The sequence below is a fragment of the Bradyrhizobium sp. AUGA SZCCT0182 genome, assembly GCF_018130185.1.
GTDB lineage: Bacteria > Pseudomonadota > Alphaproteobacteria > Rhizobiales > Xanthobacteraceae > Bradyrhizobium.
The window spans coordinates 52,697-76,390 of record NZ_JAFCLY010000011.1 but is presented as its reverse complement, the minus strand read 5'-3'; the positions used below and the strand labels follow the sequence as shown (position 1 = coordinate 76,390).

The following is a 23,694-nucleotide window of genomic DNA, read 5'->3' as shown; positions in this document are numbered from 1 at the left end:
TCAGATGTTTGATCTGGGGCAACTCGAGCACGCGCACAGGATCGTCGGGGCCGCGATGCCGCCGACGCCGGCGCATGCGTGGCCGCTGCTCGCGCAGCGGCTCGGCGCCGACGTGGTCGTCAAGCACGAGAACCACACGCCGATCGGTGCCTTCAAGGTGAGGGGCGGGCTGGTCTATGTCGAGCGGCTGCAACGCGAGCGGGTGCAGATCTCAGGAATTATCTCGGCGACCCGCGGCAATCACGGCCAGAGTCTCGCTTTCGCCGCACGCCGTTTCGGCGTACCGGCGACGATCTATGTGCCGCATGGCAATTCGGTCGAGAAAAACCAGTCGATGCGCGCCTTGGGCGCCAACCTCATCGAGCATGGCGAGGATTTTCAGTCCGCCCGCGAGGAATGCGAGCGTCACGCCGAACGCGAGGGCCTCGAGCTGGTGCCCTCGTTCCACCGCGACCTCGTGATGGGCGTTGCCACCTACGCGCTGGAATTGCTGCGTGCTGCTGATGATATCGATGTGCTCTATGTGCCGATCGGGCAGGGATCCGGCATCTGCGGCTGCATCCTGGCGCGTGATCTGCTCGGGCTAAAGACGGAAATCGTCGGCGTGCAGTCGACGGAAGCGCCGTCCTATGCGCTGTCGTTCGCTGCCGGCACCGTGGTGAAGACCAACAGCAGCAACACGCTGGCCGACGGCATGGCGACGCGCGTCCCCGACGCCGAGGCGCTGGCGATCATTCGCAAGGGCGCCTCGCACATCGTCCAGGTGACCGACGACGAAATCGCCGATGCGGTGCGCGCCTACTGGACTGATACCCACAATCTCGCTGAAGGCGCCGGCGCCGCCGCGCTTGCTGCTGCCCTGCAGGAGAAGTCGAAGCTCCGCGGCAAGCGGGTTGGGCTGATCCTGTCCGGCGGCAATATCGATTTCGATCTGTTCTGGAAATGGATCGCCCGCAACGAAAATGTCACCGCCGCCAAGGCACTGGCGTAGCCAAGATTTGGGAACGACAATGAATCAGCCCGCATCCGCCTATTTCCTCGAAGAGCGCCACGATCCGACCGAGTCGCACACGCTCTCGGTGCTCGTGCAGAACGAGCCGGGCGTGCTCGCGCGCGTGATCGGGCTGTTCTCCGGCCGCGGCTACAACATCGAAAGCCTCACCGTCTCCGAGACCGAGAGCCAGAAACATCTCTCCCGCATCACCATCGTCACGACCGGCACGCCGATGGTGATCGAGCAGATCAAGCACCAGCTCGACCGTATGGTTCCGGTCTATCGCGTCGTCGACATGACGCTGACCGGCCGCTCGATCGAACGCGAGCTCGCCATGGTGAAGGTGCGCGGCGGCGGCGACAACCGCGTCGAGGCGCTGCGGCTGGCGGACGCGTTCCGCGCCCGCGTGATCGACGCCACCACCGAAAGCTTCGTGTTCGAGATCACCGGCAATTCGGCCAAGGTCAGTCAGTTCATCGACCTGATGCGACCGATCGGCCTTGTCGAGGTGTCGCGCACCGGCGTTGCCGCGATCGGACGCGGGCCTGAGGGGATGTGAACCATGCTGGCGCGCGACTGGTATTACAATCAACGGCGGCAACTCGGGCTCGATTCCGCCGTCGCCTCGATCTACGACCGGCATGACGACAGCGACATCCGCGCCCGCGCGGCGCTGACCATGCTCGGCGTCGAGCGCGGCTGGCGGATGGCCGATATCGGCTGCGGCAACGGCGTATTGGCGGTCGAGGCGGCGCTGATGGGCGCCGAGGTCGACGCCATCGACATCTCGCCGGCGATGCTGGCGCTCGCCAACATCCAGGCGCGCGACCGCAAGGTCGCGGTCCGCACCCAGCCGGCGGGCATGCTGAGCTTCGCCTATCAGCCGAATTCCTACGACCTGATCGTCAGCGAGTTCACGCTGCATCATCTGCCGGATTTCTGGAAGGCGGTGGCGCTGGCGCGGATTTTTGCGGCGCTGAAGCCCGGCGCGAATTTCTACCTGCGCGACATCGTCTTCGTCAGCATGCCCGACGGCGTCGATCGCGACGTCGAGGCGTGGGCCGATTTCTCGATCAAGAACCACGATTTCGAGCGCGATAGCGTGGTCACCCATATGCGCGACGAGTACTCGACCTTCGGCTGGGTGATCGAACGCATGCTGACCGATGTCGGCTTCACGCTGGAATCGGTCGACTACCACGCGCCGCTGCACGGCACTTATCTTTTGCGCAAACCGAAGCCGGACCACCAACAAAGCTAAAAAATGCAACCGGCCGATGTCGGCTTCGCCATCATGCTGCTGGTGAAGCGCTTGCAGGCCTCATCAAAACAGTTCTGCCAAAGATCGCGTGAGGCCACCATGTCACATTCGCTCCTGATCGCCTTCGTGCTGTTCGCCACCGTGATGTTCTTCACGCCGGGGCCGAACAACATCATGCTGCTGTCCTCGGGGCTGACTTACGGGTTCCGCCCGACCATCCCGCACATCGCCGGGATCACTGTCGGCTTTGCCTTCATGGTCGGCGCGGTCGGGCTTGGCCTTGGCACCATCTTCATCGCCTATCCGGTGCTGCAGACGGTCCTGAAATATGCCGGCGTCGTTTACCTGATCTATCTTGCCGCCGCGATCGCGATGTCCGGGCCGGTTTCGGCCGACCAGGACAACCGCCGCGGGCCGATGACCTTCTGGGGCGCGGCCATGTTCCAATGGGTCAACGCCAAGGGCTGGGTCATGGTGATCGGCACCATCACGGCCTATGCGGCGATCGCGGCCTATCCCTGGAACATCGCGATCCAGGTCGTCCTGAGCCTGTTGCTGGGGGTGCTTTCCTGCACCGCCTGGGCCTTGTTCGGCAGCGCGCTGCGGCCGGTGCTGACCTCGCCGAGGGCGGTGCGGGCCTTCAATATCGTGATGGCGGTGCTGCTGCTGGCCTCGCTCTACCCGGTCTTCATGGACGCATGATGCCGCACCGCGCCATGCAGAAACGGGTTTCCTTTGACGCGAAAAATGCTCTAGACAACGCCGGAAATTCGCGGGCGACCGGCGCTCCATCTTAACCCAAATGCCTGATTAACCGGCCTGATTTGGCCACCGATGAGGAAACGACTATGCGAGTTTATTACGATCGTGATGCCGACCTGAACCTGATCAAGGGCAAGAAAGTCGTCATCGTCGGCTACGGCAGCCAGGGCCACGCCCATGCGCTGAACCTGAAGGATTCCGGCGTCAAGGAAGTGGCCATTGCGCTGCGCAAGGGCTCGGCTTCGGCCAAGAAGGCGGAGGCCGCCGGCTTCAAGGTGATGGAAGTCGCCGAAGCCGCCAAATGGGCCGATCTCGTCATGATGCTCACCCCCGACGAACTGCAGGGCGACATCTACCGCGAGCATCTGCACGACAACATGAAGAAGGGAGCGGCGCTTGTGTTCGCGCACGGCCTCAACGTGCATTTCAACCTGCTCGACCCGCGCGCCGATCTCGACGTGCTGATGATCGCGCCGAAGGGCCCCGGCCACACCGTGCGCTCGGAATATCAGCGCGGCGGCGGCGTGCCCTGCCTGATCGCGATCGCCAAGGACGTGTCCGGCAACGCCCACGACCTCGGCCTGTCCTATGCCTCGGCCGTTGGTGGCGGCCGCGCCGGCATCATCGAGACCACGTTCAAGGAAGAGTGCGAGACCGATTTGTTCGGCGAGCAGGTGGTGCTCTGCGGCGGCCTGGTCGAATTGATCAAGGGCGGCTACGAGACGCTGGTGGAAGCCGGCTACGCGCCGGAGATGGCCTATTTCGAGTGCCTGCACGAAGTGAAGCTGATCGTCGACCTGATCTATGAAGGCGGCATCGCCAACATGAACTACTCGATCTCCAACACCGCCGAATACGGCGAATACGTCACCGGCCCGCGCATCGTGACCGCCGAGACCAAGGCCGAGATGAAGCGCGTTCTCGCCGACATCCAGAGCGGCAAGTTCGCCCGCGACTGGATGCTGGAGAACAAGGTCAACCAGACCTCGTTCAAGGCCACCCGCGCCAAGCTCGCCGAACATCCGATCGAGGAAGTCGGCGCCAAGCTCCGCGACATGATGCCGTGGATCAAGAAGGGCGCGCTGGTCGATAAGACCAAGAACTAAGCGGCTTTAGGTCAAAATGGAAGTCGGGGCCGCGCATTGCGCGGCCCTTTTCATTTCTTCGCGCTAGGTGCGATCAGCGCCCGCCTACCGCTCGATCCTGTTGTGAAGTTGCCAGAAGCGCACGGTGCGCTGGGCGGTCTCCATCGACAGTCGCTTGTAGTCCCGCTGGGCGACGGCCAGAGTCTGGTCGTCGATGCGGCGCTTCACCGGGCGGTTGCGCAGGATGCTCTCGACCGTCGGCCAGTTCAGCCGGGCCGACCGGCAGGGAATCAGGATGAGGTCGGAGCGGGGCCCTTCGATCAGGCGGGCCATCATTTCGGCCGGCACGTCGTTGAGGACCGCGAGCGAGACCATGACCTCGTCGAACTTTTTGCTCTCGGCGAAACCATAGACCGCTGCGTCGTCCAGCTCTTTCAATTCCATCATCAGCCTGACCAGTTCTTCGGCCACGCGGAAGTCGCGTCCGGACGGAGGTCCCTCGCGCACGATGTCTTCGATCACCCGCCGGATCTCTTCCTGGAGTGCGGGCGGCGCAAGGGCCAACAGCCGGGTGCGAACGGCGTCCTTGGCGCGGCGCAGCAGGTCGCGCAGGAACTTGATCGGAAGATCGAGGCGCAGGCCGAGGATCTCGACCAGTTCGTCGTCAGCTTCGGAATGGGCCACCATGCCGGAATAGCCGGCTTCGGAGAACCGCGCGGTTGCGTTCTTCGCGAGCCTGCGAATGACCTTGGTTTGGCCGCGATCGACGATCACGTCGGTGACGGCCTCCGGCAAGTTGTCGCGCGCCGAAATTGCGAGCAGATGGTCCTGGCCCTTGCTGCTGGCGATCTCGACCAGCGCTTCGACGCTGATGCGGCTGGAATGGGTGAGCACCTCGCCGGCGACCGCGATTTCATCGTCCCATGCGAGGTATTGAATGACTTCGAACGGCGCATAGTCGAGCGGCGCCAGCCGCTTGCTGAGCTCGGTTCTTGCCCGTGTCTCGACGCGTGCGATCAAGAGGCAGAGCACGTCGTCAAACACCTTGACCTGGTCTTCGCTGAGGCGTTCGCCGTCATTGAGGAAAAGATCAGTGACCTGACGGAGGGTTTCGACGCGCCGAGCTGGCGATCCACCCCTTACGGCATCTTCGAGTTCGGCGATAATCGAGTGAGCCGGCTGTTGCGCCATTGTGGCGGCCTGTTTGTTGTTTCAACTTCAGCACGCACAATGGCGAACGCGGTCTTTCGCGAGCGTTAAGGCGAAAGCCCGTAGAAATGCGGAACGGCAGCACTGAAAACAGGCAATTGCGAAATTCGCAACCATTGTCGCGAATTCGCCGCAGAACATTGTCCGCTTTGCATTCCCGATTGCTTTACCACGCACGCGACGCTGCATGCCGTTATATTGCGCCGTGATCAGCGCCTAACCGCCGGCATTCGCATAATTTGCGCCGTTTCCGGTATTTTGACCGGCAGCTATCCTCTCCAAACCGTTGCGAAAAAAACTCGAAGGCGAAGCGCTTCGACAACAGGCCATCAAGCCCGGTCCGCTGCCGAGGAGGCGGTCCATGATGCGCGGCGCTAAGGATTTTTTCACGATGAATTCTGTTAAGGCTGCCGGAATGCGTTCTTCAACCTCCCGCGCAAGAACGGGGGCGTGCGCGCGCACCGTCGTGACGGGAATTTTGGCCGCCGCCGCCGCGCATTGCACTTCTCTCGATCCGGATTACATCAGCCCCGCTTCACAGAGGGGGAGACAATCATGAGATCCGTCGTCATCACCGGTGCATCCACCGGCATCGGCTGGGCTGCCGCGAAACTGCTGCTCGATCGTGGCTTTCGCGTGTTCGGCAGCGTGCGCAAGCAGGTCGACGCGGACCGCCTCAGGGTTGAGTTCGGCGCCAATTTCACGCCGCTGCGGTTCGACGTCACCGACGAGGCCGCGGTGCTGGCCGCGGCGCGCGAGGTGCGCAGCCAATTGAACGGCGAAACGCTCGCGGGCCTCGTCAACAATGCCGGCATCGCGGTGGCAGGTCCCGTGCTTGAACTCGCGGCCGACGAATTCCGCCGCCAGATGGAGGTCAATGTGATCGGGCCGGTTATCGCGACGCAGGCGTTCGGCCCGCTGCTCGGCGCCGATCCGTCATTGAAGGGACCAAAGGGGCGCGTCGTCATGATCTCGTCGGTCTCGGGGAAAAATGGCGTCCCGATGACGTCGGCCTATGCGGCCTCCAAGCACGCGATCGAGGGGCTGTCGGAGAGCCTGCGCCGCGAATTGATGCTGTTCGGGATCGACGTCATCATCATCGCGCCCGGCGCGGTAAAAACGCCGATCTGGAGCAAGGCCGAGGACGTCGACATATCCGGCTACAAGAACTCGCCGTTCTTTCCGGCGCTGCAAAAGGTCCGAGCCTACATGCTGCAACTTGGTTCGATCGGATTGCCCGCGGAGAAAATCGCCGCGAAGATCTTCGACGCGCTGACGCTGCCAAATCCCAGGGTTCGCTATTCGATCGTGCCCGATCCGCTTCAGGTGTTGGCGGCGGCGCTGCTGCCCAAGCGCACCATCGACAAGATCATCGCCAGGCGCCTCGGCCTGACGCCGCAGGCATGACGACGATTGGCAAGACCAGCGCGGAACTGACCGAACTCGTCAACGAGGCGCTTGGCGATCAACCGGGATGCGAAACGGCGCGCATCACTGGTCTTCAACCGGTGCCGGGCGTCCGCGGCGGCCGCAACTGGGAAATTCCGAGCGTCGCGCTCGGCGACAGCCTGATCAGCGACGTCGATCGCGCCGTGATCACGATTCATCGCCGATTGGGCCGCACGTTTCATCTGATCTGATATGACCGTACGAGCGCGCAGGCGTTATGGCCGTCATCCCGCCTGCACCGTGTGCGGCGTTCGCGCCGCGGCCATGCTGATCATCCGCAAAGCGAACACCGCCAGCAGCGGGATCAGGAACACCGCGTATAGCGGCATGTCGGGAATTCGCTTGCCGAACGAGACCATGAATTGAAACAGCAGATAATAGCCGCCGATCAGATGCAACCTGCGCCAGGCGCTCGCGCCGAGGGCTTTGGCTGACCGGTCGAATGACGTTGCCGTCATCGCGATGATGACGGCATAGCCGATGCCGCCGAAAATGTAGGAGGCGAGCGAGGTCGCGGCCGCATAACCCGCGGGATCCATCATTGCGAAGGCGGCGATCGCAATCGCATGAATGCCGTGCGAGGCTGCGAAGGTCACGCCGAGGTAACGGCGGTTGCGGCGCTGCCATCGCGTCCAGGCGTTGGGCCAGAGCCGCGCCAGCGCAGCGGCGCTGAAGGCGAGACAAAAGAACAGCAGCGAGGTCCGCGCCGTGAAGCGGATCACCATGCGCACGCCATCGACCTCGAATTGCCGCATGCCGGCGATCCAGACGCTAAGAGCGAGCAGGGTCAGCGCCAGCACGGCAAACAGCCGCCAGCCTTCGAACCAGTTTCGACGGCTTTCCGACATCGCGCGCTCCCCCTGCAATAAATGTAATCATCAGTTACATATGCGCGTCACGCATCGTCAACCCGTGTAATCGTTGCTTACATTCACAAGAGGGTGATGTTAGGAGGGACGATGCGTTCCTCGGCCAAGCCTCCGTCCGCCAAACTGCCGGCCAAGCCGCGCCGCCGCACGGCGCGCGCGCCGGCGGCAAAGCCCTATCATCATGGCGATCTCCGCCGGGTTCTGATCGACGCCGCGCTGCAACTGGTCGGCGAGGGCGGTCCTGACGCGGTCAGTGTCCGCGAGGCTGCCCGCCGTGCCGGGGTGTCGCCGGGGGCGCCGTTCCGGCATTTTCCCAGCCGCGACGCCCTGATGAACGCGGTTGCCGAGGAGGCGCAGCGCAGGTTCCGGGCCGAGATCGAAGCGGCGCTGGCCGAGGCACCGGCCAGCAATCCGGCCAACAAGCCCTTGGGCCGGTTTCGCTGCCTGGGGCTCGCTTATCTGCGCTGGGCGATGAGGAACCCGACCCATTTCGAGATCATTTCCAGCCGCCGTTTTTTTGATCACGACGAGGCGGCCGGCGTCTCGCACGACAATGCCGAACTGATCGACCTTACCGAGCGCACGCTGGCGGAGGCGTTTGCGCAGGGGCAATTGCGCTCGGCGGACCTGAAACAGGTGCAGATCGCCGGCCGGGCGCTGGTCTATGGCTTCGCCCGGATGAATATCGACGGTCATTTTCCGCGCTGGGGCGTCGCCGGCGCGGACGCCGAGCGAACCGCGGAAGCGATCCTCGATCTCTTCATCGAAGGTATCGCCAAAGTTCCCAGCAAATCCGCTTGATGCGTTTGAGGAGCTTTCCGCCGCGCGTAACGCACGAAGCCGGAACCGGCAATCTCGCCGCGCGTTGACAAGCGCGGCAAGGCGTTCCGCCACCGTTCGCTGCTGCACAATTCAAAGACTGCATCCTGAACCGGGAGGACGCCCGTGGTCAGAGAAGGTCCTGCGCAACCCGCACCACCGCCAAAAGAACCCTATCCCGCCGACAAGGCGCGGGGCGCCGAGGTGATCCTCAATACGCCGCTCAGAAAGTGGATCTTCTTTGGCGGGCTTATCGGCGCGATCCTGCTGGTGCTCGTCCTGAGCCTTGTTCGCCTCGGAAGCGGCTAACGGAGACTGCCATGAAACGAAGCCTGTTCTGCGCGATCTTCGTGCTGACCCTGAACGGTGCCGGTCTCGCCCAGCCTGCGGGAAACGTTCCCGCATTCTACATCGTGCTGAACTCGCTGACGAAGACCTGCACGGTGGTCGACAAGACCCCTCGCACCGATACACCTAACATCACTGTGGCCAGCGATACGATCTATAAAACGCGGGCCGAGGCGGAAACCGCGGTCAAGGCGCTGAAGCCATGCAACCAATAGCGCGGCATCCGCAACGCATCAGCCTGACGGTTACTTCTTGAGAGGCCCGATCAGCCTTTCGTAATGCGTCTTGACCGAACCGTAGCATTCGCAGGCACTCGCCTGCAGCGCTTCTGCATCCACGATCTGGATCTTGCCGCGGGCATATTTGATCAGACCCGTCTCCTGCAATGTCCTGGCCACCGCGGTCACACTCGTTCGTCTGACACCCAGCATCTCACCGAGATATTCCTGCGTGAACGGCAGGTAATCACTATCGGACAAATCTCTCGCGCGCAGCAACCAGCGGCAGAACCGCGCTTCCACCTGGTGCGTGGCAAAACATGCGGCGGATTGCTGGGCCTGGGCGTAGACCGTTTGTTCGTGCCGCATGAGCAGGGCAAGCAGTTTCGGGCTTTGTATTGCGGCCGATTTTAGGGCTTCGATGTCGCATACCACAATCTCACCGCTAAGCTGAATGATGCCGCGGCTCACCGCTATCTTCCCGTCAAGCGCTGCGGAAGCACCCACCACACCGTCTTTGCCGATCATGGCCGCTTCGACCATTTCGCCGGTCGAAAGCGTGATCACGAGCGACACCACGGCGCTGGTCGGAAAGTAGACGTGGCGGATTCGCTGGTCCGCCTCGAACAACACCCGGTGCTGGTCGAATTGTGCGGCCTTCAAATGCGGACCGAGAAGTTTCATGTCGGACGGCGGGAAAAGGCTGAGCAATTGATTGTTCATGAAATGCGCTCCTGCTGACAGGCGGGAGCGCGAACTACTCTCAGCTATCGGTGCTTTCGCGGGATACCCGATAATTGCCGGACGGTACGTCAACTACCGGACATAGCAAGAAAATAATCCCACTATGTCGGGTAGCGAACAGACGCGGGAACTCATTTGGCGAACGATCCGACAGGCTTACAACGGGCTCGGGAACCTCCATTTTGCAGGATGCCGTTTGGCGCGCCGCGACGAGCAGGGCCCGATCAAACCAGCCGGCGAGATGTGCATGAAGGAAGGATCATGTCCAAAATGCCGGACGTTCCCCTTTCCTCGATCGAACGGCCGCGCTGCGGCAGGTGCCTCACCCGGATGATGCTGGTCCGACTAGCGCCTTTGTCTGACGGGTCGGAGGAGCGGACTTTCGAATGCCCGAAATGCAACGCGATCGAGAGCAGGACGGTTGCCGACCCGCTGAAATCGGAAGCCGTCGTGCGGCTGACGACCAATGTCCGGCCGCCGGTTTGACGAAGACCTGAGCTTGACGGAGATCGCGATCCGGGTCGCAGGCGCCTCTGCGTGGACTGTCGTGATCGCCGTCTCGATATTCTTCGCGATCCTATTTTTCCTCGGGGCGGGCTGACGTTTTCCGTGGCTGACGGTCTGGCTTGGCTCAGGTCTTCGGTGGCCGGCCTCGTTTCGCAAACAGCATGCCCTGCATGTCCACGGCGTTTTGCAGAATGCCTGCGCGTTTCATCGCTTCGGTGCGCTCCGGGCCGGGGGCCATGGTGCGGGCTGCTTCAAGCGCGGCCAGCGCTTCGGTTTCGAGATCGAGCCTGGGGCGGGGATTCTTGATCGGTCTGGCCATGGATCTAACGCTTCGGCTGGGTTTTGGTCGGATTATCGATGACCGGGCCTGGCGCGGCTTCCTGAGGGGGCAACCGTCCCGGCTCGAGACCTGTCCGATCCACGGCCGTCGTATCCAGCGGGTCGATTGCCTCGATCCTGGTTTCGGCATGGGCGCACTTCGGGCATTGATAGTTTCGATGCTCGAAACCTTCCGGTCCCGCCGACACGGCAACCGTCAGCATCCGCGTTTTGCAGTCAGGGCAGCGCGGACGGTGGATGGGCAACAGCTCTGGATCAGCTCTGGTCCCGGGCATGGCAAAAAATACCGCCGTCCGAAAACGGTTGTCTGTCTGATACCTGACCAAGAAAGTCACTAAAATCAGGTTCCGCCCGCGACGGTCCTTCGCCTTTGGTAGGCAGCGCGACGGGCTGGCGGGAAGTTAGCGGCGTGGGCCAGCGTCAGCCGGATTCACTAAAGCTTTGCGTTGCAACGGCAAATTCATTGCCTGTTCATGACGTTTACACTACGTTTTCATGACACGGCCAGGTTCCGGCTGCGTCGTGCGTCTCCTGGCCGTCGCCAGCCAAGGCATTTGCATTGCGCCGGGTAGTGTTGCGTCCCGCCCATGGCGCCCGCGCCAAACCCAGGTCCCTCTGCCACCGCTGCGGTTACCGCCGGCATTGCCGCGATCGGCATATGGCGGCTGTTGGCCGTCGCCGCGCCGCATATGGCCGCGCTGGCGATCATGCTGCAGACCGAGGCCGATTTCGGTTCGCGCCTGTGCTTCGCACTGTCGTGGGGCATCCTGAACTTGCTGTTCATCGCGCTGCTGCGCCGGCCCGCGCTGTCGGGCGCGCTGTCGCTGACGCTGGTGGTGGCGCTAGTTCTGCTGTCGCAGTTCAAGCACGGCGTCGTGCAGATGACCGCTAACTTCGTCGATCTGATGGTGATCGATCGCGACAGTGCGGCTTTCTTATTTACGATCTTTCCGAACCTGCGCTGGTCGGTAATCTCGGCGGGCCTTGTGACGATCCCGCTGATGTATGCGCTCTGGTGGCTCGATCCGTTCCGGATCCGCCGGTTGCCGGCGCTGGCGGGGATGCTCGCCTGCCTTGCCGCGCTCACCGGATACGCCTTTGCCTGGCCGGACGAGGCCTGGCGCGGCTACTATCCCGACGGCTATCTGTCCAAATTCGCCCGTTCCGGCGTTACCGCGGTCTCGGATTTCGTCAACTACGGCTTCATGGAGTCCGACGCCGTCTCCGCCGGTCGCCTCAAGCTGCCGCTGGTGGATTCATGCGCCCCGGCGGGGCGGCGGCCGCACATCATCATGGTCCATGATGAGTCGAGCTTCGACATTCGCCAGGCGCAGGGCGTCAAGGTCCCGGCGGGCTACGGCAGTCATTTCGACTCCTTCGACGGCAAGGCGCGCAAGTTCGTGGCCGAAAGCAGCGGCGGAGCGAGCTGGTTCACCGAATACAACGTGCTGGCCGGGCTTTCGTCGCGCTCGTTCGGCCGGTTTTCCTACTTCGTGACCCGTATCGCAGCGGGCCGCGTCGAGCGCGGCTTGCCGCTCGCGCTGCGCCGCTGCGGTTACAGCACGACCTCGCTCTATCCCGCTCACGGCGCGTTCATGAGCGCACGCGGCTTCCACACTACCACCGGCATCCAGAAATTCTACGATGCACGCGATCTCGGCGCCAAGGGCATCGAGCCCGACAGCTTCTTCTATGACAAGGCCCTGAACCTGTTATCGCAGAACGCAGCACTGAACCCGCAATTCATTTTCGTCTATCTCGCCGCCAATCACTTCCCGTGGGAGACGCCGTTTCGTGCGGACCTGACGCCATCCTGGTCGAAGCCCGGCAACGCGCCCGTGGTCGATGAATATGTGCGCCGGCAGACCATGAGCGCCAACGACTACGCGGCGTTCGTCGCGGGGTTGAAAAAGAAGTTCCCGGCGCAGCCGTTCCTGATCGTGCGCTATGGCGACCATCAGCCGGAATTCTCGTCGCATGTTCTCGATCCCGGGATTGACGAGACCGCCGCCGGCAAGAAATTCGAGAGTTACGATCCACGCTATTTCACGACCTATTATGCGATCGACGCCATCAATTTCGAACCGGTCAAGAGCCCTGCGGTGATGGAAACCGTCGACGCGGCCTATCTGCCGCTGGTGGTACAGGAGGCCGCCGGCATCCCGCTCGATCCCTCCTTTTCGGAGCAGAAGAGCATCATGCTGCGATGCAAGGGCGTGTTCTATGCTTGCAAGGGCGGTGCGGAAGCCCGACGCTTCAACCGGCTCCTGATCGACGCCGGTTACGTGAAAAACCTCTAGCAACAAGGGAGGGCAGTATTCCAGCCTCCGCCAAACCTGCAGCAAGCCGAACCGGCGATACAGCATCGCGCGGGGTCTGGTTCTATGCCGGCGTCGGCGTGGTCGCCGCATTGCATCTTGCGGCCCTGGCTGTCCTGCTCAGCACGGAATACGGATTCGTTGGGATCACGCTCGCGCTGCTGGCGTGGGTTTTTGTGAATTGCCTGTTGCTGCTGGTGCTGCGGCGGCCCGGCGTCGCCGCGGCGCTGGCGCTTGTTCTGGTGGTGCTGCTAATCGTGCTGTCGCGCTTCAAGTTCGACATTTTGCAGCTATCTCTGACGTTCCTCGATTTCCTGATCATCGATCGCGATACGTTTTCGTTCCTGCTCTCGGTGTTCCCACAGTTGCGGACGCAGCTGATCGTGGCGGCGGTGATTGCCGTTCCGCTGCTGTGGGCGATCTGGCGCGCCGATCCGCTTCGCGCAGCTCGCGGGCCTGTGCTGGCGCTTCTTGCCGCAACGACCGTGTCGATGTCGGCGATGTCGGTCGCTGCGCCCGAGCAGCCTTGGGAGCCGTTCCAGGGCATCAATCATATTTCCAACCTCGCGCGCTCGGGCGTGGTCGCGGTGTCGCGGCTGGCCTCGACCGGATGGATCGAGGCCGATCCGCCGGCGAACGGCTCGCTTGGCCTGGCTCCGGGAGCGCACGCCACGGCCCGGCCGGCGCTGCCGCCAGACGAAAAATGCGATACCACTGCCAAGCGCCCGCACATCATCATGCTGCTCGACGAGTCGAGTTTCGACATCACCGCAGCACCCGGCGTCAAGGTGCCGCCAGGCTATTCCGACTACTTCAAATCCACCGACGGCAAGCGACGGACCATGATCGCGGAGGCGACAGGCGGCCCGACCTGGTACACCGAGTTCAATGTCCTGACCGGCATGTCGGCGCGCTCGTTCGGCGATCTGAAGTTCTACGTCACGAGGATCACCGCGAACCGCATCGAGCGTGGCCTGCCGCAAGCGCTGCAGCGCTGCGGCTACAAGACCGTCTCGCTCTATCCGACCTATGGCGACTTCCTCAGCGCGCGGGCGTTCCAGAAGGGTGTCGGCGTCAACAGGTTCATCGACATGGCCGACATGGGCGTCGATGAGGACATGCAGCCCGACAAGTTCTACTTCGATCAGGCCTTGAAGGCGTTTGCTGACGAGCAAGCGTCACAGTCGCCGGTCTTCATGTTCGTGTATCTCACGGCCAATCATTTTCCCTGGACCAGTGTCTACCGGCCCGATCTGACGCCGGACTGGAAACCGCCGGGAAATACGCCGGAGATCGACGAGTATATTCGTCGCCAGAGCATGACGGCGAACGACTACCGCGATTTCACCGCACGGCTGGCGCGCGACTATCCGGACCAGTCGTTCCTGGTGCTGCGCTTCGGCGATCATCAACCGGCAATCTCGCAGAAACTGCTCGAGCCCGGCATCGACCGGAAACTGCTGGGGCAACGTTTGATGAGTGCGGATCCGCGTTACTTCTCGACCTACTATGCGCTGGATGGAATCAACTTCCAGCCGCCCGATTTGTCGTCGGCCCTCGCAACCCTCGATGCTGCCTACATTCCGCTCGTCATCCAGGACGCCGCCGGCGTTCCGCTCGATCCTTCGTTCAAGGAGCAGAAGAGCATCATGCTGCGATGCAAGGGCGTGTTCTATGCCTGCAAGGACGGCGCGGAGGCCAGGCGCTTCAACCGCCTCCTGATCGACGCCGGCCTCGTGCGGGGACTGTAGTACTCGTCATTGCGAGCGCAGCGAAGCAATCCATCGGGCGGCAAAGCAAGATCTGGATTGCTTCGTCGCTTTGCTCCTCGCAATGACGGTGTTTCGCTTGGGTCCCGGTCTTTCAGCCCTTCTTCTTCACGGCGGCAAGGATGCGGTCGGCTTCCACGCGCCAGTCGGGGCTGCGGGCAAACGCGTCGGTGCCTTTCGCACCGAACAGGCCTTCGTCGGCGAGATCAGCGATGAAGGCCTGGCGTTCGGCGGTGCCTTCCGCCGACCATGGTGCGAGGCCGGCCTCGCGCACGGTTTCAGCCACTTCGCGAACCTCCTCGCTGCGGCGGCGGCCATGCTCGATCACGCGCTGGAAGAAATAGGTGCCCTGTTTTTCCCAGTCGATGCCGGGAAAGGTTTCCGTGAGCGACGCCAGCACCGCGTCCTCGACGCCATAGGCGCGCGCGGTGGTAAAACTCTCGATCACCATCGCTTCCAGGCCCTTGATCATCACGCTGCGACACATCTTGACCGCCGAAGCGACGCCCAATTCCCGGCTTGCCACCTTGGCGTCAAAGCCGAGTTCCACCAGCAGCGGCGCGAGCGCCTCGGCACCGGCGCCGCCAAGCAGCAAGGGCACCTTGATGCGGTACGGCGGGATCGAGGTCATCACTGCGCCTTCGACGTAGCGGCCGCCCTTGCCGTCGATCAGGCCGGCGGCGCGCTGCTTGGCGCCCGGCGATGCCGAATTGAAATCGAGGAACCAGGCATCCTGCCTCACGGCCGGCGCGCAAGCCTGCGCGACCGGGACAGCCTGGCTTGCGGTGACGGCGGAAACGATGAAATCGGCTCTCGCGGCGAGATCGGCATGGGACGCCGCAAGCGCGACACCATGTGCGAAAGCATGGTCGCGCAGGGCGGAACCCGTCTGATCGCTGCGCAGCTTGATATCGTAGGCAGCGACCTTCACGTCCTGTTTGCGCAGGTCCTCGGCGAGAATGCGACCCACTTCGCCATAGCCGACGAGACCTACATTCCAGTGGCGGGGATTGGTCGAGGGTGCGTTCATCAAGACATTCTCCAGATCGGTGGCCCGGTGAAGGGCAACGCGGCTACCGGTGTTGAATTCCGGCTTTCTCGATCGCTTCTTGCCAGTCTTTGATGCCGGATTTCAAGCAGGCTCCCGTCCCGCACAAAAGCCTACGGCTTCAGCACGCTTGCAAAGAACGCAATCGCGCGTGCGATTGCGTCGCGGGTCGCGGACGCATTGGCGACGTCGCTCTGGCGCGAGGGACTGGGATCGTCGAAACCATGCGCCGCATCGGGGTAGAGCTGGAACTGGATGTCGCCACCGATCGCGCGGCTCTTGGCGACGAAGTCGGCGCAGCGCCGCGGCGAGACTTCCTCGTCGGCCGATCCATGCAACACGCGCACCGGAGCGTAAGGCTTGATCCCGTCGGCGAACTGGCCTTTCAGGCCGCAGCCCGGGTAGAACGCCAATCCGGCCCGGAAGCCGGTTGCGGGCGTCGGCGCTGTGATGCCGGGCGCGCTCACCGACATCGTCGCCAGGGTGGCGCTACCGCCGTTGGACCAGCCCTGCAGCGCGACCCGATCGGCGATCACGTCGCTGCGTGTCCGCAGGTAAGCCAGCGCGGCATGGGCGTCGAGCGGGCGAATGGTGACTTCATTCAATTCATCCGGCCGGGAATCGTAGCTGAAACGGGGAAAACCAGTTGGATAGCCGCGAGGACCAAAACCATCGACCAGGATGGCGAGATAACCTTGCCGGGCCCAGATGTGTCCCCATTGCTGATTGCGTTTCGAAAGCGTCGAGGCGTCATATTTGCCGTTGGCGGCCGAGGAATAAACGCCGGCGCGGCCATGCATCATCACCACCGCAGGCGTGCGCGCTGCATGCGGCACCTCCGGCAAAAAAACATAGCCGACCAGTGTCGTCCGCCCGTCGGCACTGGCAAAGGTGACGCGCGCGGGCAGGGGTGCTGCGGTGGCAACGGTCGTTCCGGATATCAGTACCGACATCGCAGCGATACCCACGGCAGGCAGTACGAGAGTGCGCGAAAAATTCACGGCGCGGTTCCATGTGAGCCGGAACACCTTAGCGCAGGTCACCTACTTCGTCCCGATCTTCTCCCACAGCCACCTCGCCACCGCATCGGGCGATGAAGTCGCGTCGTTGCCGGCCGCGCGCAAATTCGCCTCGCGCATCGCGGCGATATCGATCTTGCCGAGCAGCGGCTGCAGCGCCGCCCGCAACGCCGCATCGCCGGCGCGCCTGGGGGCGAGCAGCACCATCGCATCATAGGGCGGGATCGCGTGCCTGGGATCGGCGAGCACCACCAGATCGTATTTCGCGATCAGTCCGTCGCTGGTATAGCCCGCGATCACGTCGACTTCGCCGGAAGCTGCCGCCGCATACATGAAGTCCGGCTGCATCTGCCGCTGCGCGCGGAACGACAGCCCATAGGCCTTTTTCAGCCCGGCCCATTCCGGCCGTGAAAAGAACTCGTAGTCCGCGGCCATCGACATTCCTGCCGCGTGCGGCGCCAGATCGGTGATGCTGCGGATGCCGAGCTGCTCCGCCCGTTTGCGCGGCATCACCAGGGCATAGGCGTTTTCGAAGCCGAGTTCGCCGAGCAGCGTGATGTTCTGTTTGGCAAGCATGGACTTCAACTCGTCGACCACTTCCTGGCGCGGCCTGATATCGCTGCGCTGGAACTGATTGGCCCACAGCGTGCCGGAATAATCGACGTAGAAATCGATGTCGTTGGCGGCCAGCGCCCCGAAGATCACGTTCGAGCCGAGGCCTTCGCGCGAGCTGGCGGAGAGGCCGGCGGCCCGCAGCCGCTGCGCCATCAGCGCCGACAGCACATACTGCTCGGCAAAGGTCTTGGCGCCGATGACATAGCTGGTTTGCGAGCGCGTCATGGTGGGCACCAGCGTCGCCGCGACCAGCATCGCGATGCCGGCGCCGCCAAGCATGGCGCGCACGCGGCTGCGGTGGCGCAATCCGCTTTCGATCAGTGCCAGCAATTGATCGACGGTTAGCGCCAGCACCGCGGCCGACAGGCAGCCGAACAGCACGAACACCCAGTTCTGGGTCTGCAATCCCGCGAAGATGTAGTTGCCGAGGCTGGTCTGGCCGATCGGCGTCGACAGCGTCGCGGTGCCAATCACCCAGACCGCCGCGGTGCGGATGCCCGCCATCATGACCGGCAATGCCAGCGGCAGTTCCACCGTGAACAGCGACTGCCGCGGCGTCATGCCGACACCCTGTGCGGCTTCCAGGATCGCGGCATCGACGCCCTGCAGGCCGGTGATGGTGTTGCGCAGCACCGGCAGCATCGAATAGAGCGCCAGCGCCAGCACGGCGGGGAGGAAACCGAAGGCGGAAAATCCAAATCCGAACCACGACAGCGACACCGCCGCGAGCGCCAGCAGCAGCGGATAGAACAGCGCCAGCAGCGCCAGGCCCGGAACGGTTTGCACGATGCTGGCAAGCCCGAGCAGCGCGCCGCGCAGTGCTCGACGATTGCGTGCCGCAATCGCGAGGGGCAGGCTGACCGCGAGCCCCAGCGCCAGTGCGGTGACGCTGACGCGGACATGGTTGCCGAGATAGTCAGGCAGATGCCCGAGCGCCTCGCTCCAGCGTGGATCGGCGAACAGGTTCATGCCGCGCCATCCCGCGGCAGGAGCGCGCCGAGCCGTTCTGCCTGCCGCCGCGGCGTGCGCAGCAACTCGCCGACGTAAGCGTCGCTGCTATCAGAGAGTTCGGCGGGCGTGCCTTGGGCCAGAAGCCGTCCGCCGCGCATGATAGCGATGCGGTCGGCGAGCAGAATGGCTTCGGTCATGTCATGGGTGATCATGACCGTGGTCAGCCCGAGCCGGCGGTGCAATTCGCGATAATCGTCGCCGAGCGCGTCGCGGGTGAGGGGGTCGAGCGCGCCGAACGGCTCGTCCATCAGCACGATGCGCGGTTTCGCGGCAAGCGCCCGCGCCACGCCGACGCGCTGGCGCTGGCCGCCGGACAATTCATGCGGCAGCCGGTCGCGATGCTGCGCGCGGTCGAGCCGCACCAGATCGACCAATTCATCGACCCGCGCCGCGATTTCGTCCGCAGGCCAGCCGAGCAGCTTTGGCGTGATGCCGATATTACCGGCGACGGAAAGATGCGGAAACAGCCCGCCGCTCTGGAACACGTAGCCGATCCGCCTGCGCAGACCGATCGGGTCGACATTGCGGACGTCCTCGCCTTCCACCGTGACGTGGCCCTCGTCGGCGTCGATCAGCCGGTTGGCCAGCCGCAGCAGCGTGGTCTTGCCTGACCCGGAGCCGCCGACAATGGCCAGGAACTCACCCTCGGCGACATCGAGCGAGACGTCGTCGACCGCCACCACGCGGTTCGCGCCTCGGCCACCGTCGAAGGTCTTGCCGACATGCGCGTAGGAGATGAGAGACGAGGCGGGCATTCGGCGTGGATTCTCTGCAAGGGAAATAGCGATAGCCGAACAATCGGCTAATCGTGAGCCGGGTGCCAACCTTTTTCTGCCGCCGGCACGCGGTAACGCCATTCGATGGCCTCGTCGGCCGGCAGGCCATTGAGGTGACGCGGTCAGTCCTTCGGGATCATCGCCGAGGCCATAAACGCTGCGACGGCAGCGGAATATTCCGCCAGTCCCTCATGACTAAGATGCATATCGTTACCTCCCCAATAGAAGCGCTCGGGGCGCGATCCGGACCGCTTCTTCAGTGCCTCGGTGGCATTGAAGAAAAGAAAGCTGTTGGCTACACAAATCTTTTGCACCGAAGAGCTGACGAGATTGTTCCACAGGCGGCCCTTGGCGTCGGGTTTGAGGTGCTGGAGATGTGGATGAGAGATGAACAGCACGCGGCTGCCGTCCCTGGTGTAATCCTTCAGCACCTCTGCCAGCTCCTGCAGATTGTTCCTGAAACTCAGGAGCGGCTCTGCATATTTCCGTTCGAGATCGGCGCCCTGGTCCTGCGAATAGGAAAAGAGGGTGAAGTCCGTTCGGTTCTTCTCAACCACCGCTGGCATATGGACAAAGGAGTGCCAAAGCTTTGCCGCAAAGCGCATCAGGTACAGGGGATGCTTGCGAGCTTCCATCAGGCCGAGGCTGCATTCGCGTCCAATGGGTGAAGCCTTGACGCCGACATTTTGTCCGCGTTCGTTGCGGACAATCAGCCCGCGGTATCGGGCGAAGTCGTCGTACAGATCGGTTTCGTCCACGTCGACCACGATATAGTCGGGACGCAGTACCGGCAGCAGCTTCTTGGCCTGCGGCACGAAGATGGCCGGGGAATACGAGGTATATCCCGCATTGTAGGTCTTCAGGCAGGAACCGCGCTCTGTCTTGAAGTATTTTGCAACGTGATACGGCAGCGTGTTCTTGTCGTCGTAGCCTTCCATAAAGGAATCGCCGAGGAACAGGACCGAAACCGGGTTTTCGCACTCGGCCTGCTGTGCCGAATCGTCGGTGATCCTGATGCCGTTCGCGTCAAACGATCGCTTGTAGCTGAAGCCGGTCGAATCGCCGTAGATGCACAGATTCTGGTCTTGCGGTGTCGGCTGATGGTTCACCACGTCGGATTGCCAGTTCAAATTGACACCAGCCATTTCGAGATCGTACAGCGGACCGAAATACTGCTGCAGCCGAAACCCAATCTCAAAGATCACGGCCCACGTGATGACCAGCAGTACCGCCGATCCGACGAGGTGAAACCCCCGCTTCATTGAACGTCTCCGGCATGAATTCCGAACAGATCAGTAGATACCCAAATTCGTTGCATGGCGATGGGTCTGTCGATTGGCGATCACCAAAGCAGACCGGTCGTGCTGGCAAAAAGAAGCGGTGACCGGGGTGGCGGCCCGGCCTCCAGCAATGGCAATAAGATCAATTACCACGTTGCGGTGCCGCGTTGAACTTATCGTTCGTAACCGCTAAGGCATGACCCAAATTGGGGAGGGGACGCAGTGGATACGGTACAGCCTACGGCGGTCGCGCTTGATGAGGCGACGGTGGCATTCCGCTTGGCCGACGCGCGGGTCTATACGGCGGTGGAAAAGGCCCGGCTTTCGGTCGCGCATGGCGAGTTCGTCGCCATCGTGGGTCCCACCGGATGCGGGAAATCGACGCTGCTGAACGTCGCCGCCGGCTTGTTGAAGCCGGCCGCGGGCGCGGTGCGGATTTTCGACCAGCCGCTCACCGGGCTCAATCGGGACGCCGGCTATCTGTTTCAGGCCGATGCGCTGTTTCCCTGGAAGACCGCGATCGACAATGTCGCCATTGGCCTCGAGATCAAGGGCGCGCCGCGGGCGATGGCGCTGGAGCGCGCGCAGGGCTGGTTGACGTCGGTCGGGCTCGGCGCGTTCGGCAATCGCTATCCGCATATGCTGTCCGGCGGGCAGCGCAAGCGCGTTGGGCTCGCGCAGGTGCTGATCCGCGATCCCAAGATCCTGCTGATGGATGAGCCGTTCGGGCCGCTCGACGCCCAAACCCGCCAGATCATGGGCAATCTCTTGCTGGAACTATGGACCGCCGACCGCAAGGCGGTGCTGTTCGTGACCCACGATCTCGAAGAGGCGATCGCGCTGGCCGACCGCGTGGTGATCATGTCGGCGGGACCCGGCGCGCGCATCATCGGCGACTGGAAGGTGGCCTTGCCGCGCCCGCGCGACATCTCGGAAGTGCGGATGGAAAAGCAGTTCCACGAGCTGCACCGGGAAATCTGGGGCGTTCTGAAGGATGAAGTGATGAAGGGTTACGCGCAGTCTTCGCAAGCGGCGGAGGCCTCCTGATGTCCCGCCTGACGCTGCTGTTCTGGCAATTGATGGTCGCCGTGGTCGCGCTCTCGCTGTGGCAGTTCTTTGCCACCGTGCCGGTGTTCGGCCGCATGCTGCTGCCGCCGTTCTTCTTCTCGACCCCGGTCGATGTCGCCAGCCAGATCTACAAATGGTTCGCGACCGGCGTGATCTGGAAGCATCTGATGATCACGCTGTGGGAGTCGGTCCTGGCCTTCGTGATCGGTTCGGTCGGCGGCGTGCTGGTCGGCTTCTGGTTCGCGCGCCAGCCCCGCGTCGCCGCGGTGTTCGATCCCTATGTCAAGATGATGAACGCGTTGCCGCGCGTGGTGCTGGCGCCGATCTTCGCGCTGTGGCTCGGGCTCGGCATCTGGTCCAAGGTCGCGCTCGGCGTGACGCTGGTGTTCTTCATCGTGTTCTTCAACGTCTATCAGGGCGTCAAGGAGGTCAGCACCACCGTGCTCGATAATGGCCGCATGCTCGGCATGAGCGAACGGCAGTTGACGCGGCATGTGTACTGGCCCTCGGCGCTGTCGTGGATGTTTTCCTCGCTGCATACCGCGGTCGGTTTCGCCGTGGTCGGCGCCGTCGTCGGTGAATATCTGGGATCGGCGGCCGGCCTCGGCTACCTGATCCAGCAGGCCGAGGGCGTGTTCGACGTCGGCGCTGTCTTCGCCGGCATGTTCGTGCTGTCGGCCTTCGTGATCCTGATCGATTTCGGCGTGACGCTGGTCGAGCGGCGGCTCTTGGTGTGGCGGCCGGCGCCCGTGGCGCGGGATTGATCGACGCCGTCGGAGGCCGCGGCCTTGTTACAGACGTCTGCTTAATTGTTACTCGCCTTCGGCGAGCGAACTGACGCATGATCAAGCCGGGCCGACCCATGCGCGGCTTCGATCGGCGCGACCGCCCGAAAGCAAATGATCCCCGCACAGGACGCAACCCAATCCGATGAGACATTGCTGCGCTACGCCGGCTGGCGTGTCGTGCTCGCCTGTTTCCTCATGGCGCTGTTTCTGTTCGGCTTTGGCCTTTACGGTCATGGCGTCTACCTGGCCGAGCTGCAGCGTCTGAACGGCTGGCCGGCGGCCCTGATCTCGGGCGCGAGCACGGTGTCGCTCCTGCTTGCCAACATTTTCGCGATGTTTACAAACGAACTCATGACCCGGCTGGGTCCGCGGCGGCTCGTCTTGTTCGGAATTGCGGCACTGGCGACGTCGATGACGCTGCTCGCGTTCGCGGTCACTCCGTGGCAGCTCTACATCGCGTTTGCCCTGATGTCGCTTGGATGGATCGGGATGGGGACGATCGTGAGCGCGACCATCGTAAGCCTCTGGTTCGTCCGCCGCCGCGGTCTCGCCATCAGCCTGGCCTTCACTGGCGCCAGTTTTAGCGGCGTCATCGTGACGCCCTCGCTGGTGTATCTGGTCGAACGGTTCGGCTTTGCCGCCGCGATGCTGACCGGAACCGCGGTCATGGTCGCCGTTCTCGTACCTGTCACGGTCGCCTGGATCGGCCCGCCATCGGCCGGAGGTCCGGCTGATCCGCTGCATGCCGAAACGGCTTCCGCCTCGAGCGACATTTCGCGCGCGCAGCTCATCCGCCGTGTCGCGTTCTGGACCATCTCGATCCCGTTTGCACTGGCGCTCGTGGCCCAGATCGGTTTTATCGTGCACCAGATCGCCATGCTCGAGCCGAAGATCGGCCGCGCCAATGCGGGTCTGGCGGTTTCGGTGATGACATTGATGGCGATCGCCGGCCGCTTCGGCCTCGGCATGGTCGTCGACCGATTCGATCCGCGGCGCGTCACCGCTATCTCGATCGTCAGTCAGGCGGCAGCACTCCTGAGCATCCTGTATTTCGATGCGATTCCGATTGTACTGGCTGCCTGCGCGGTATTCGGCTTTTCGGTCGGCAATCTCATCACACTGCCGCCGCTCATCATGCATCGCGAGTTCAGCGCCGCGAGCTTTGTCGTCGTCATGGGGCTGTCGAATGCGATCAGCGGAACCATTGGCTCATTGGGGCCCGCCTTTCTCGGTGTCGTTCAGAGCTGGACCGGCGGGTACGAGACGCCCATTGCGCTCTGCATCGCGCTACAGCTGATCGCGGCGGTAATCGTGGTCCAGCGCGGGCGGCCGGCCGCGGCGGAGGGGCGGGGGTTGGGTCTCTCGTCGTCCCGGCCTTGAGCCGGGACGACGGTGATA

27 protein-coding genes are annotated in these 23,694 nt (G+C 63.1%); 16 read left to right on the top strand and 11 right to left on the bottom strand.

The window, feature by feature from the left end; translation table 11 throughout:
- Nucleotides 1–4: 4 nt before the first annotated feature.
- The 5 genes from JQ611_RS14385 to ilvC all read left to right on the top strand — a co-directional run bounded on the left by JQ611_RS14385 (nucleotide 5) and on the right by ilvC (nucleotide 4,123).
- Nucleotides 5–991, top strand: coding sequence for a threonine dehydratase (locus JQ611_RS14385; RefSeq protein WP_212465805.1), 987 nt, complete (start codon nucleotides 5–7; stop codon nucleotides 989–991).
- Between the two features lie 19 nt (nucleotides 992–1,010).
- The gene (gene ilvN / locus JQ611_RS14380; RefSeq protein ID WP_192737977.1) at nucleotides 1,011–1,553 is read left to right on the top strand and encodes an acetolactate synthase small subunit; all 543 of its coding nucleotides are present in this window, start codon (nucleotides 1,011–1,013) and stop codon (nucleotides 1,551–1,553) included.
- 3 nt (nucleotides 1,554–1,556) lie between these two features.
- Nucleotides 1,557–2,255 (top strand): class I SAM-dependent methyltransferase, encoded by a 699-nt coding sequence (locus JQ611_RS14375; RefSeq protein ID WP_212465804.1) that lies wholly within the window; start codon nucleotides 1,557–1,559, stop codon nucleotides 2,253–2,255.
- Between the two features lie 99 nt (nucleotides 2,256–2,354).
- The gene (locus tag JQ611_RS14370; protein WP_212034450.1) at nucleotides 2,355–2,957 is read left to right on the top strand and encodes a LysE family translocator; all 603 of its coding nucleotides are present in this window, start codon (nucleotides 2,355–2,357) and stop codon (nucleotides 2,955–2,957) included.
- Nucleotides 2,958–3,103: 146 nt separating this feature from the next.
- Nucleotides 3,104–4,123 carry a ketol-acid reductoisomerase gene (ilvC, locus tag JQ611_RS14365; RefSeq protein ID WP_212034449.1) on the top strand — a complete coding sequence of 340 codons (1,020 nt, stop codon included), beginning with the start codon at nucleotides 3,104–3,106 and terminating at the stop codon, nucleotides 4,121–4,123.
- 84 nt (nucleotides 4,124–4,207) lie between these two features.
- Here ilvC and JQ611_RS14360 read toward each other — a convergent pair whose 3' ends face one another.
- Nucleotides 4,208–5,293, bottom strand: coding sequence for a DUF2336 domain-containing protein (locus tag JQ611_RS14360; protein WP_212266482.1), 1,086 nt, complete (start codon nucleotides 5,291–5,293; stop codon nucleotides 4,208–4,210).
- A 234-nt stretch (nucleotides 5,294–5,527) separates the two neighbouring features.
- Entirely contained in the window at nucleotides 5,528–5,815 is a 288-nt protein-coding gene (locus JQ611_RS14355; protein WP_212465803.1) for a hypothetical protein, read from the bottom strand.
- A 51-nt stretch (nucleotides 5,816–5,866) separates the two neighbouring features.
- Between JQ611_RS14355 and JQ611_RS14350 the strand changes: the two genes are divergently transcribed.
- Nucleotides 5,867–6,718, top strand: a complete 852-nt coding sequence (locus JQ611_RS14350) for an SDR family oxidoreductase (protein ID WP_212465802.1) — start codon at nucleotides 5,867–5,869, stop codon at nucleotides 6,716–6,718.
- Entirely contained in the window at nucleotides 6,715–6,951 is a 237-nt protein-coding gene (locus JQ611_RS14345) for a hypothetical protein (protein WP_212266488.1), read from the top strand. Before JQ611_RS14350 ends, JQ611_RS14345 begins: the two co-directional genes overlap by 4 nt.
- A gap of 33 nt (nucleotides 6,952–6,984) precedes the next feature.
- On the opposite strand, the gene JQ611_RS14340 is transcribed toward JQ611_RS14345, so the two are convergent.
- Nucleotides 6,985–7,608: a hypothetical protein gene (locus JQ611_RS14340; protein ID WP_212266490.1), complete on the bottom strand. Its 624-nt coding sequence runs from the start codon at nucleotides 7,606–7,608 to the stop codon at nucleotides 6,985–6,987.
- Nucleotides 7,609–7,719: 111 nt separating this feature from the next.
- Between JQ611_RS14340 and JQ611_RS14335 the strand changes: the two genes are divergently transcribed.
- From JQ611_RS14335 to JQ611_RS14325, 3 genes are all read left to right on the top strand, one after another.
- A complete protein-coding gene (locus JQ611_RS14335) occupies nucleotides 7,720–8,430 on the top strand; it encodes a TetR/AcrR family transcriptional regulator (RefSeq protein ID WP_212266492.1) in 711 nt (236 codons plus the stop codon).
- 144 nt (nucleotides 8,431–8,574) lie between these two features.
- On the top strand, nucleotides 8,575–8,757 hold the full coding sequence (locus JQ611_RS14330; RefSeq protein WP_212000204.1) for a hypothetical protein: 183 nt from the start codon (nucleotides 8,575–8,577) through the stop codon (nucleotides 8,755–8,757).
- An 11-nt stretch (nucleotides 8,758–8,768) separates the two neighbouring features.
- A complete protein-coding gene (locus tag JQ611_RS14325) occupies nucleotides 8,769–9,011 on the top strand; it encodes a hypothetical protein (RefSeq protein WP_212415518.1) in 243 nt (80 codons plus the stop codon).
- A gap of 30 nt (nucleotides 9,012–9,041) precedes the next feature.
- On the opposite strand, the gene JQ611_RS14320 is transcribed toward JQ611_RS14325, so the two are convergent.
- Nucleotides 9,042–9,830 (bottom strand): Crp/Fnr family transcriptional regulator, encoded by a 789-nt coding sequence (locus JQ611_RS14320; protein ID WP_249133161.1) that lies wholly within the window; start codon nucleotides 9,828–9,830, stop codon nucleotides 9,042–9,044.
- A gap of 189 nt (nucleotides 9,831–10,019) precedes the next feature.
- Here JQ611_RS14320 and JQ611_RS14315 point away from each other — a divergent pair, with 189 nt between their 5' ends.
- Nucleotides 10,020–10,244: a response regulator gene (locus JQ611_RS14315; protein ID WP_212415520.1), complete on the top strand. Its 225-nt coding sequence runs from the start codon at nucleotides 10,020–10,022 to the stop codon at nucleotides 10,242–10,244.
- A gap of 145 nt (nucleotides 10,245–10,389) precedes the next feature.
- Here the strand turns inward: JQ611_RS14315 and JQ611_RS14310 are convergent, their stop codons facing one another.
- On the bottom strand, nucleotides 10,390–10,584 hold the full coding sequence (locus JQ611_RS14310; protein ID WP_212389916.1) for a hypothetical protein: 195 nt from the start codon (nucleotides 10,582–10,584) through the stop codon (nucleotides 10,390–10,392).
- Between the two features lie 4 nt (nucleotides 10,585–10,588).
- Nucleotides 10,589–10,807, bottom strand: coding sequence for a hypothetical protein (locus JQ611_RS14305; protein ID WP_212389915.1), 219 nt, complete (start codon nucleotides 10,805–10,807; stop codon nucleotides 10,589–10,591).
- Between the two features lie 384 nt (nucleotides 10,808–11,191).
- On the opposite strand from JQ611_RS14305, the gene JQ611_RS14300 reads away from it, so the two are divergent.
- Nucleotides 11,192–12,904 (top strand): sulfatase-like hydrolase/transferase, encoded by a 1,713-nt coding sequence (locus tag JQ611_RS14300; RefSeq protein ID WP_212266502.1) that lies wholly within the window; start codon nucleotides 11,192–11,194, stop codon nucleotides 12,902–12,904.
- A 98-nt stretch (nucleotides 12,905–13,002) separates the two neighbouring features.
- Nucleotides 13,003–14,673 carry a sulfatase-like hydrolase/transferase gene (locus JQ611_RS14295; protein ID WP_312011960.1) on the top strand — a complete coding sequence of 557 codons (1,671 nt, stop codon included), beginning with the start codon at nucleotides 13,003–13,005 and terminating at the stop codon, nucleotides 14,671–14,673.
- A 112-nt stretch (nucleotides 14,674–14,785) separates the two neighbouring features.
- On the opposite strand, the gene JQ611_RS14290 is transcribed toward JQ611_RS14295, so the two are convergent.
- The 5 genes from JQ611_RS14290 to JQ611_RS14270 all read right to left on the bottom strand — a co-directional run bounded on the left by JQ611_RS14290 (nucleotide 14,786) and on the right by JQ611_RS14270 (nucleotide 20,422).
- Complete coding sequence (locus tag JQ611_RS14290) at nucleotides 14,786–15,721, bottom strand: DUF1932 domain-containing protein (protein ID WP_212465800.1); 936 nt, start codon at nucleotides 15,719–15,721, stop codon at nucleotides 14,786–14,788.
- A gap of 131 nt (nucleotides 15,722–15,852) precedes the next feature.
- Nucleotides 15,853–16,740 (bottom strand): dienelactone hydrolase family protein, encoded by an 888-nt coding sequence (locus tag JQ611_RS14285; protein WP_212465799.1) that lies wholly within the window; start codon nucleotides 16,738–16,740, stop codon nucleotides 15,853–15,855.
- A gap of 42 nt (nucleotides 16,741–16,782) precedes the next feature.
- A complete protein-coding gene (locus tag JQ611_RS14280; RefSeq protein ID WP_212465798.1) occupies nucleotides 16,783–18,342 on the bottom strand; it encodes an ABC transporter permease/substrate-binding protein in 1,560 nt (519 codons plus the stop codon).
- The gene (locus JQ611_RS14275; protein ID WP_212389910.1) at nucleotides 18,339–19,139 is read right to left on the bottom strand and encodes an ATP-binding cassette domain-containing protein; all 801 of its coding nucleotides are present in this window, start codon (nucleotides 19,137–19,139) and stop codon (nucleotides 18,339–18,341) included. The genes JQ611_RS14280 and JQ611_RS14275 overlap by 4 nt, the downstream gene beginning before the upstream one ends.
- A 143-nt stretch (nucleotides 19,140–19,282) precedes the next feature.
- The gene (locus JQ611_RS14270) at nucleotides 19,283–20,422 is read right to left on the bottom strand and encodes a hypothetical protein (protein ID WP_212465797.1); all 1,140 of its coding nucleotides are present in this window, start codon (nucleotides 20,420–20,422) and stop codon (nucleotides 19,283–19,285) included.
- Between the two features lie 240 nt (nucleotides 20,423–20,662).
- On the opposite strand from JQ611_RS14270, the gene JQ611_RS14265 reads away from it, so the two are divergent.
- The 3 genes from JQ611_RS14265 to JQ611_RS14255 all read left to right on the top strand — a co-directional run bounded on the left by JQ611_RS14265 (nucleotide 20,663) and on the right by JQ611_RS14255 (nucleotide 23,676).
- Complete coding sequence (locus JQ611_RS14265) at nucleotides 20,663–21,487, top strand: ABC transporter ATP-binding protein (RefSeq protein WP_212465796.1); 825 nt, start codon at nucleotides 20,663–20,665, stop codon at nucleotides 21,485–21,487.
- Nucleotides 21,487–22,272 (top strand): ABC transporter permease, encoded by a 786-nt coding sequence (locus JQ611_RS14260; protein ID WP_192737957.1) that lies wholly within the window; start codon nucleotides 21,487–21,489, stop codon nucleotides 22,270–22,272. Before JQ611_RS14265 ends, JQ611_RS14260 begins: the two co-directional genes overlap by 1 nt.
- A gap of 135 nt (nucleotides 22,273–22,407) precedes the next feature.
- Nucleotides 22,408–23,676, top strand: a complete 1,269-nt coding sequence (locus tag JQ611_RS14255; RefSeq protein ID WP_212465795.1) for an MFS transporter — start codon at nucleotides 22,408–22,410, stop codon at nucleotides 23,674–23,676.
- The last annotated feature ends 18 nt before the right edge of the window (nucleotides 23,677–23,694 follow it).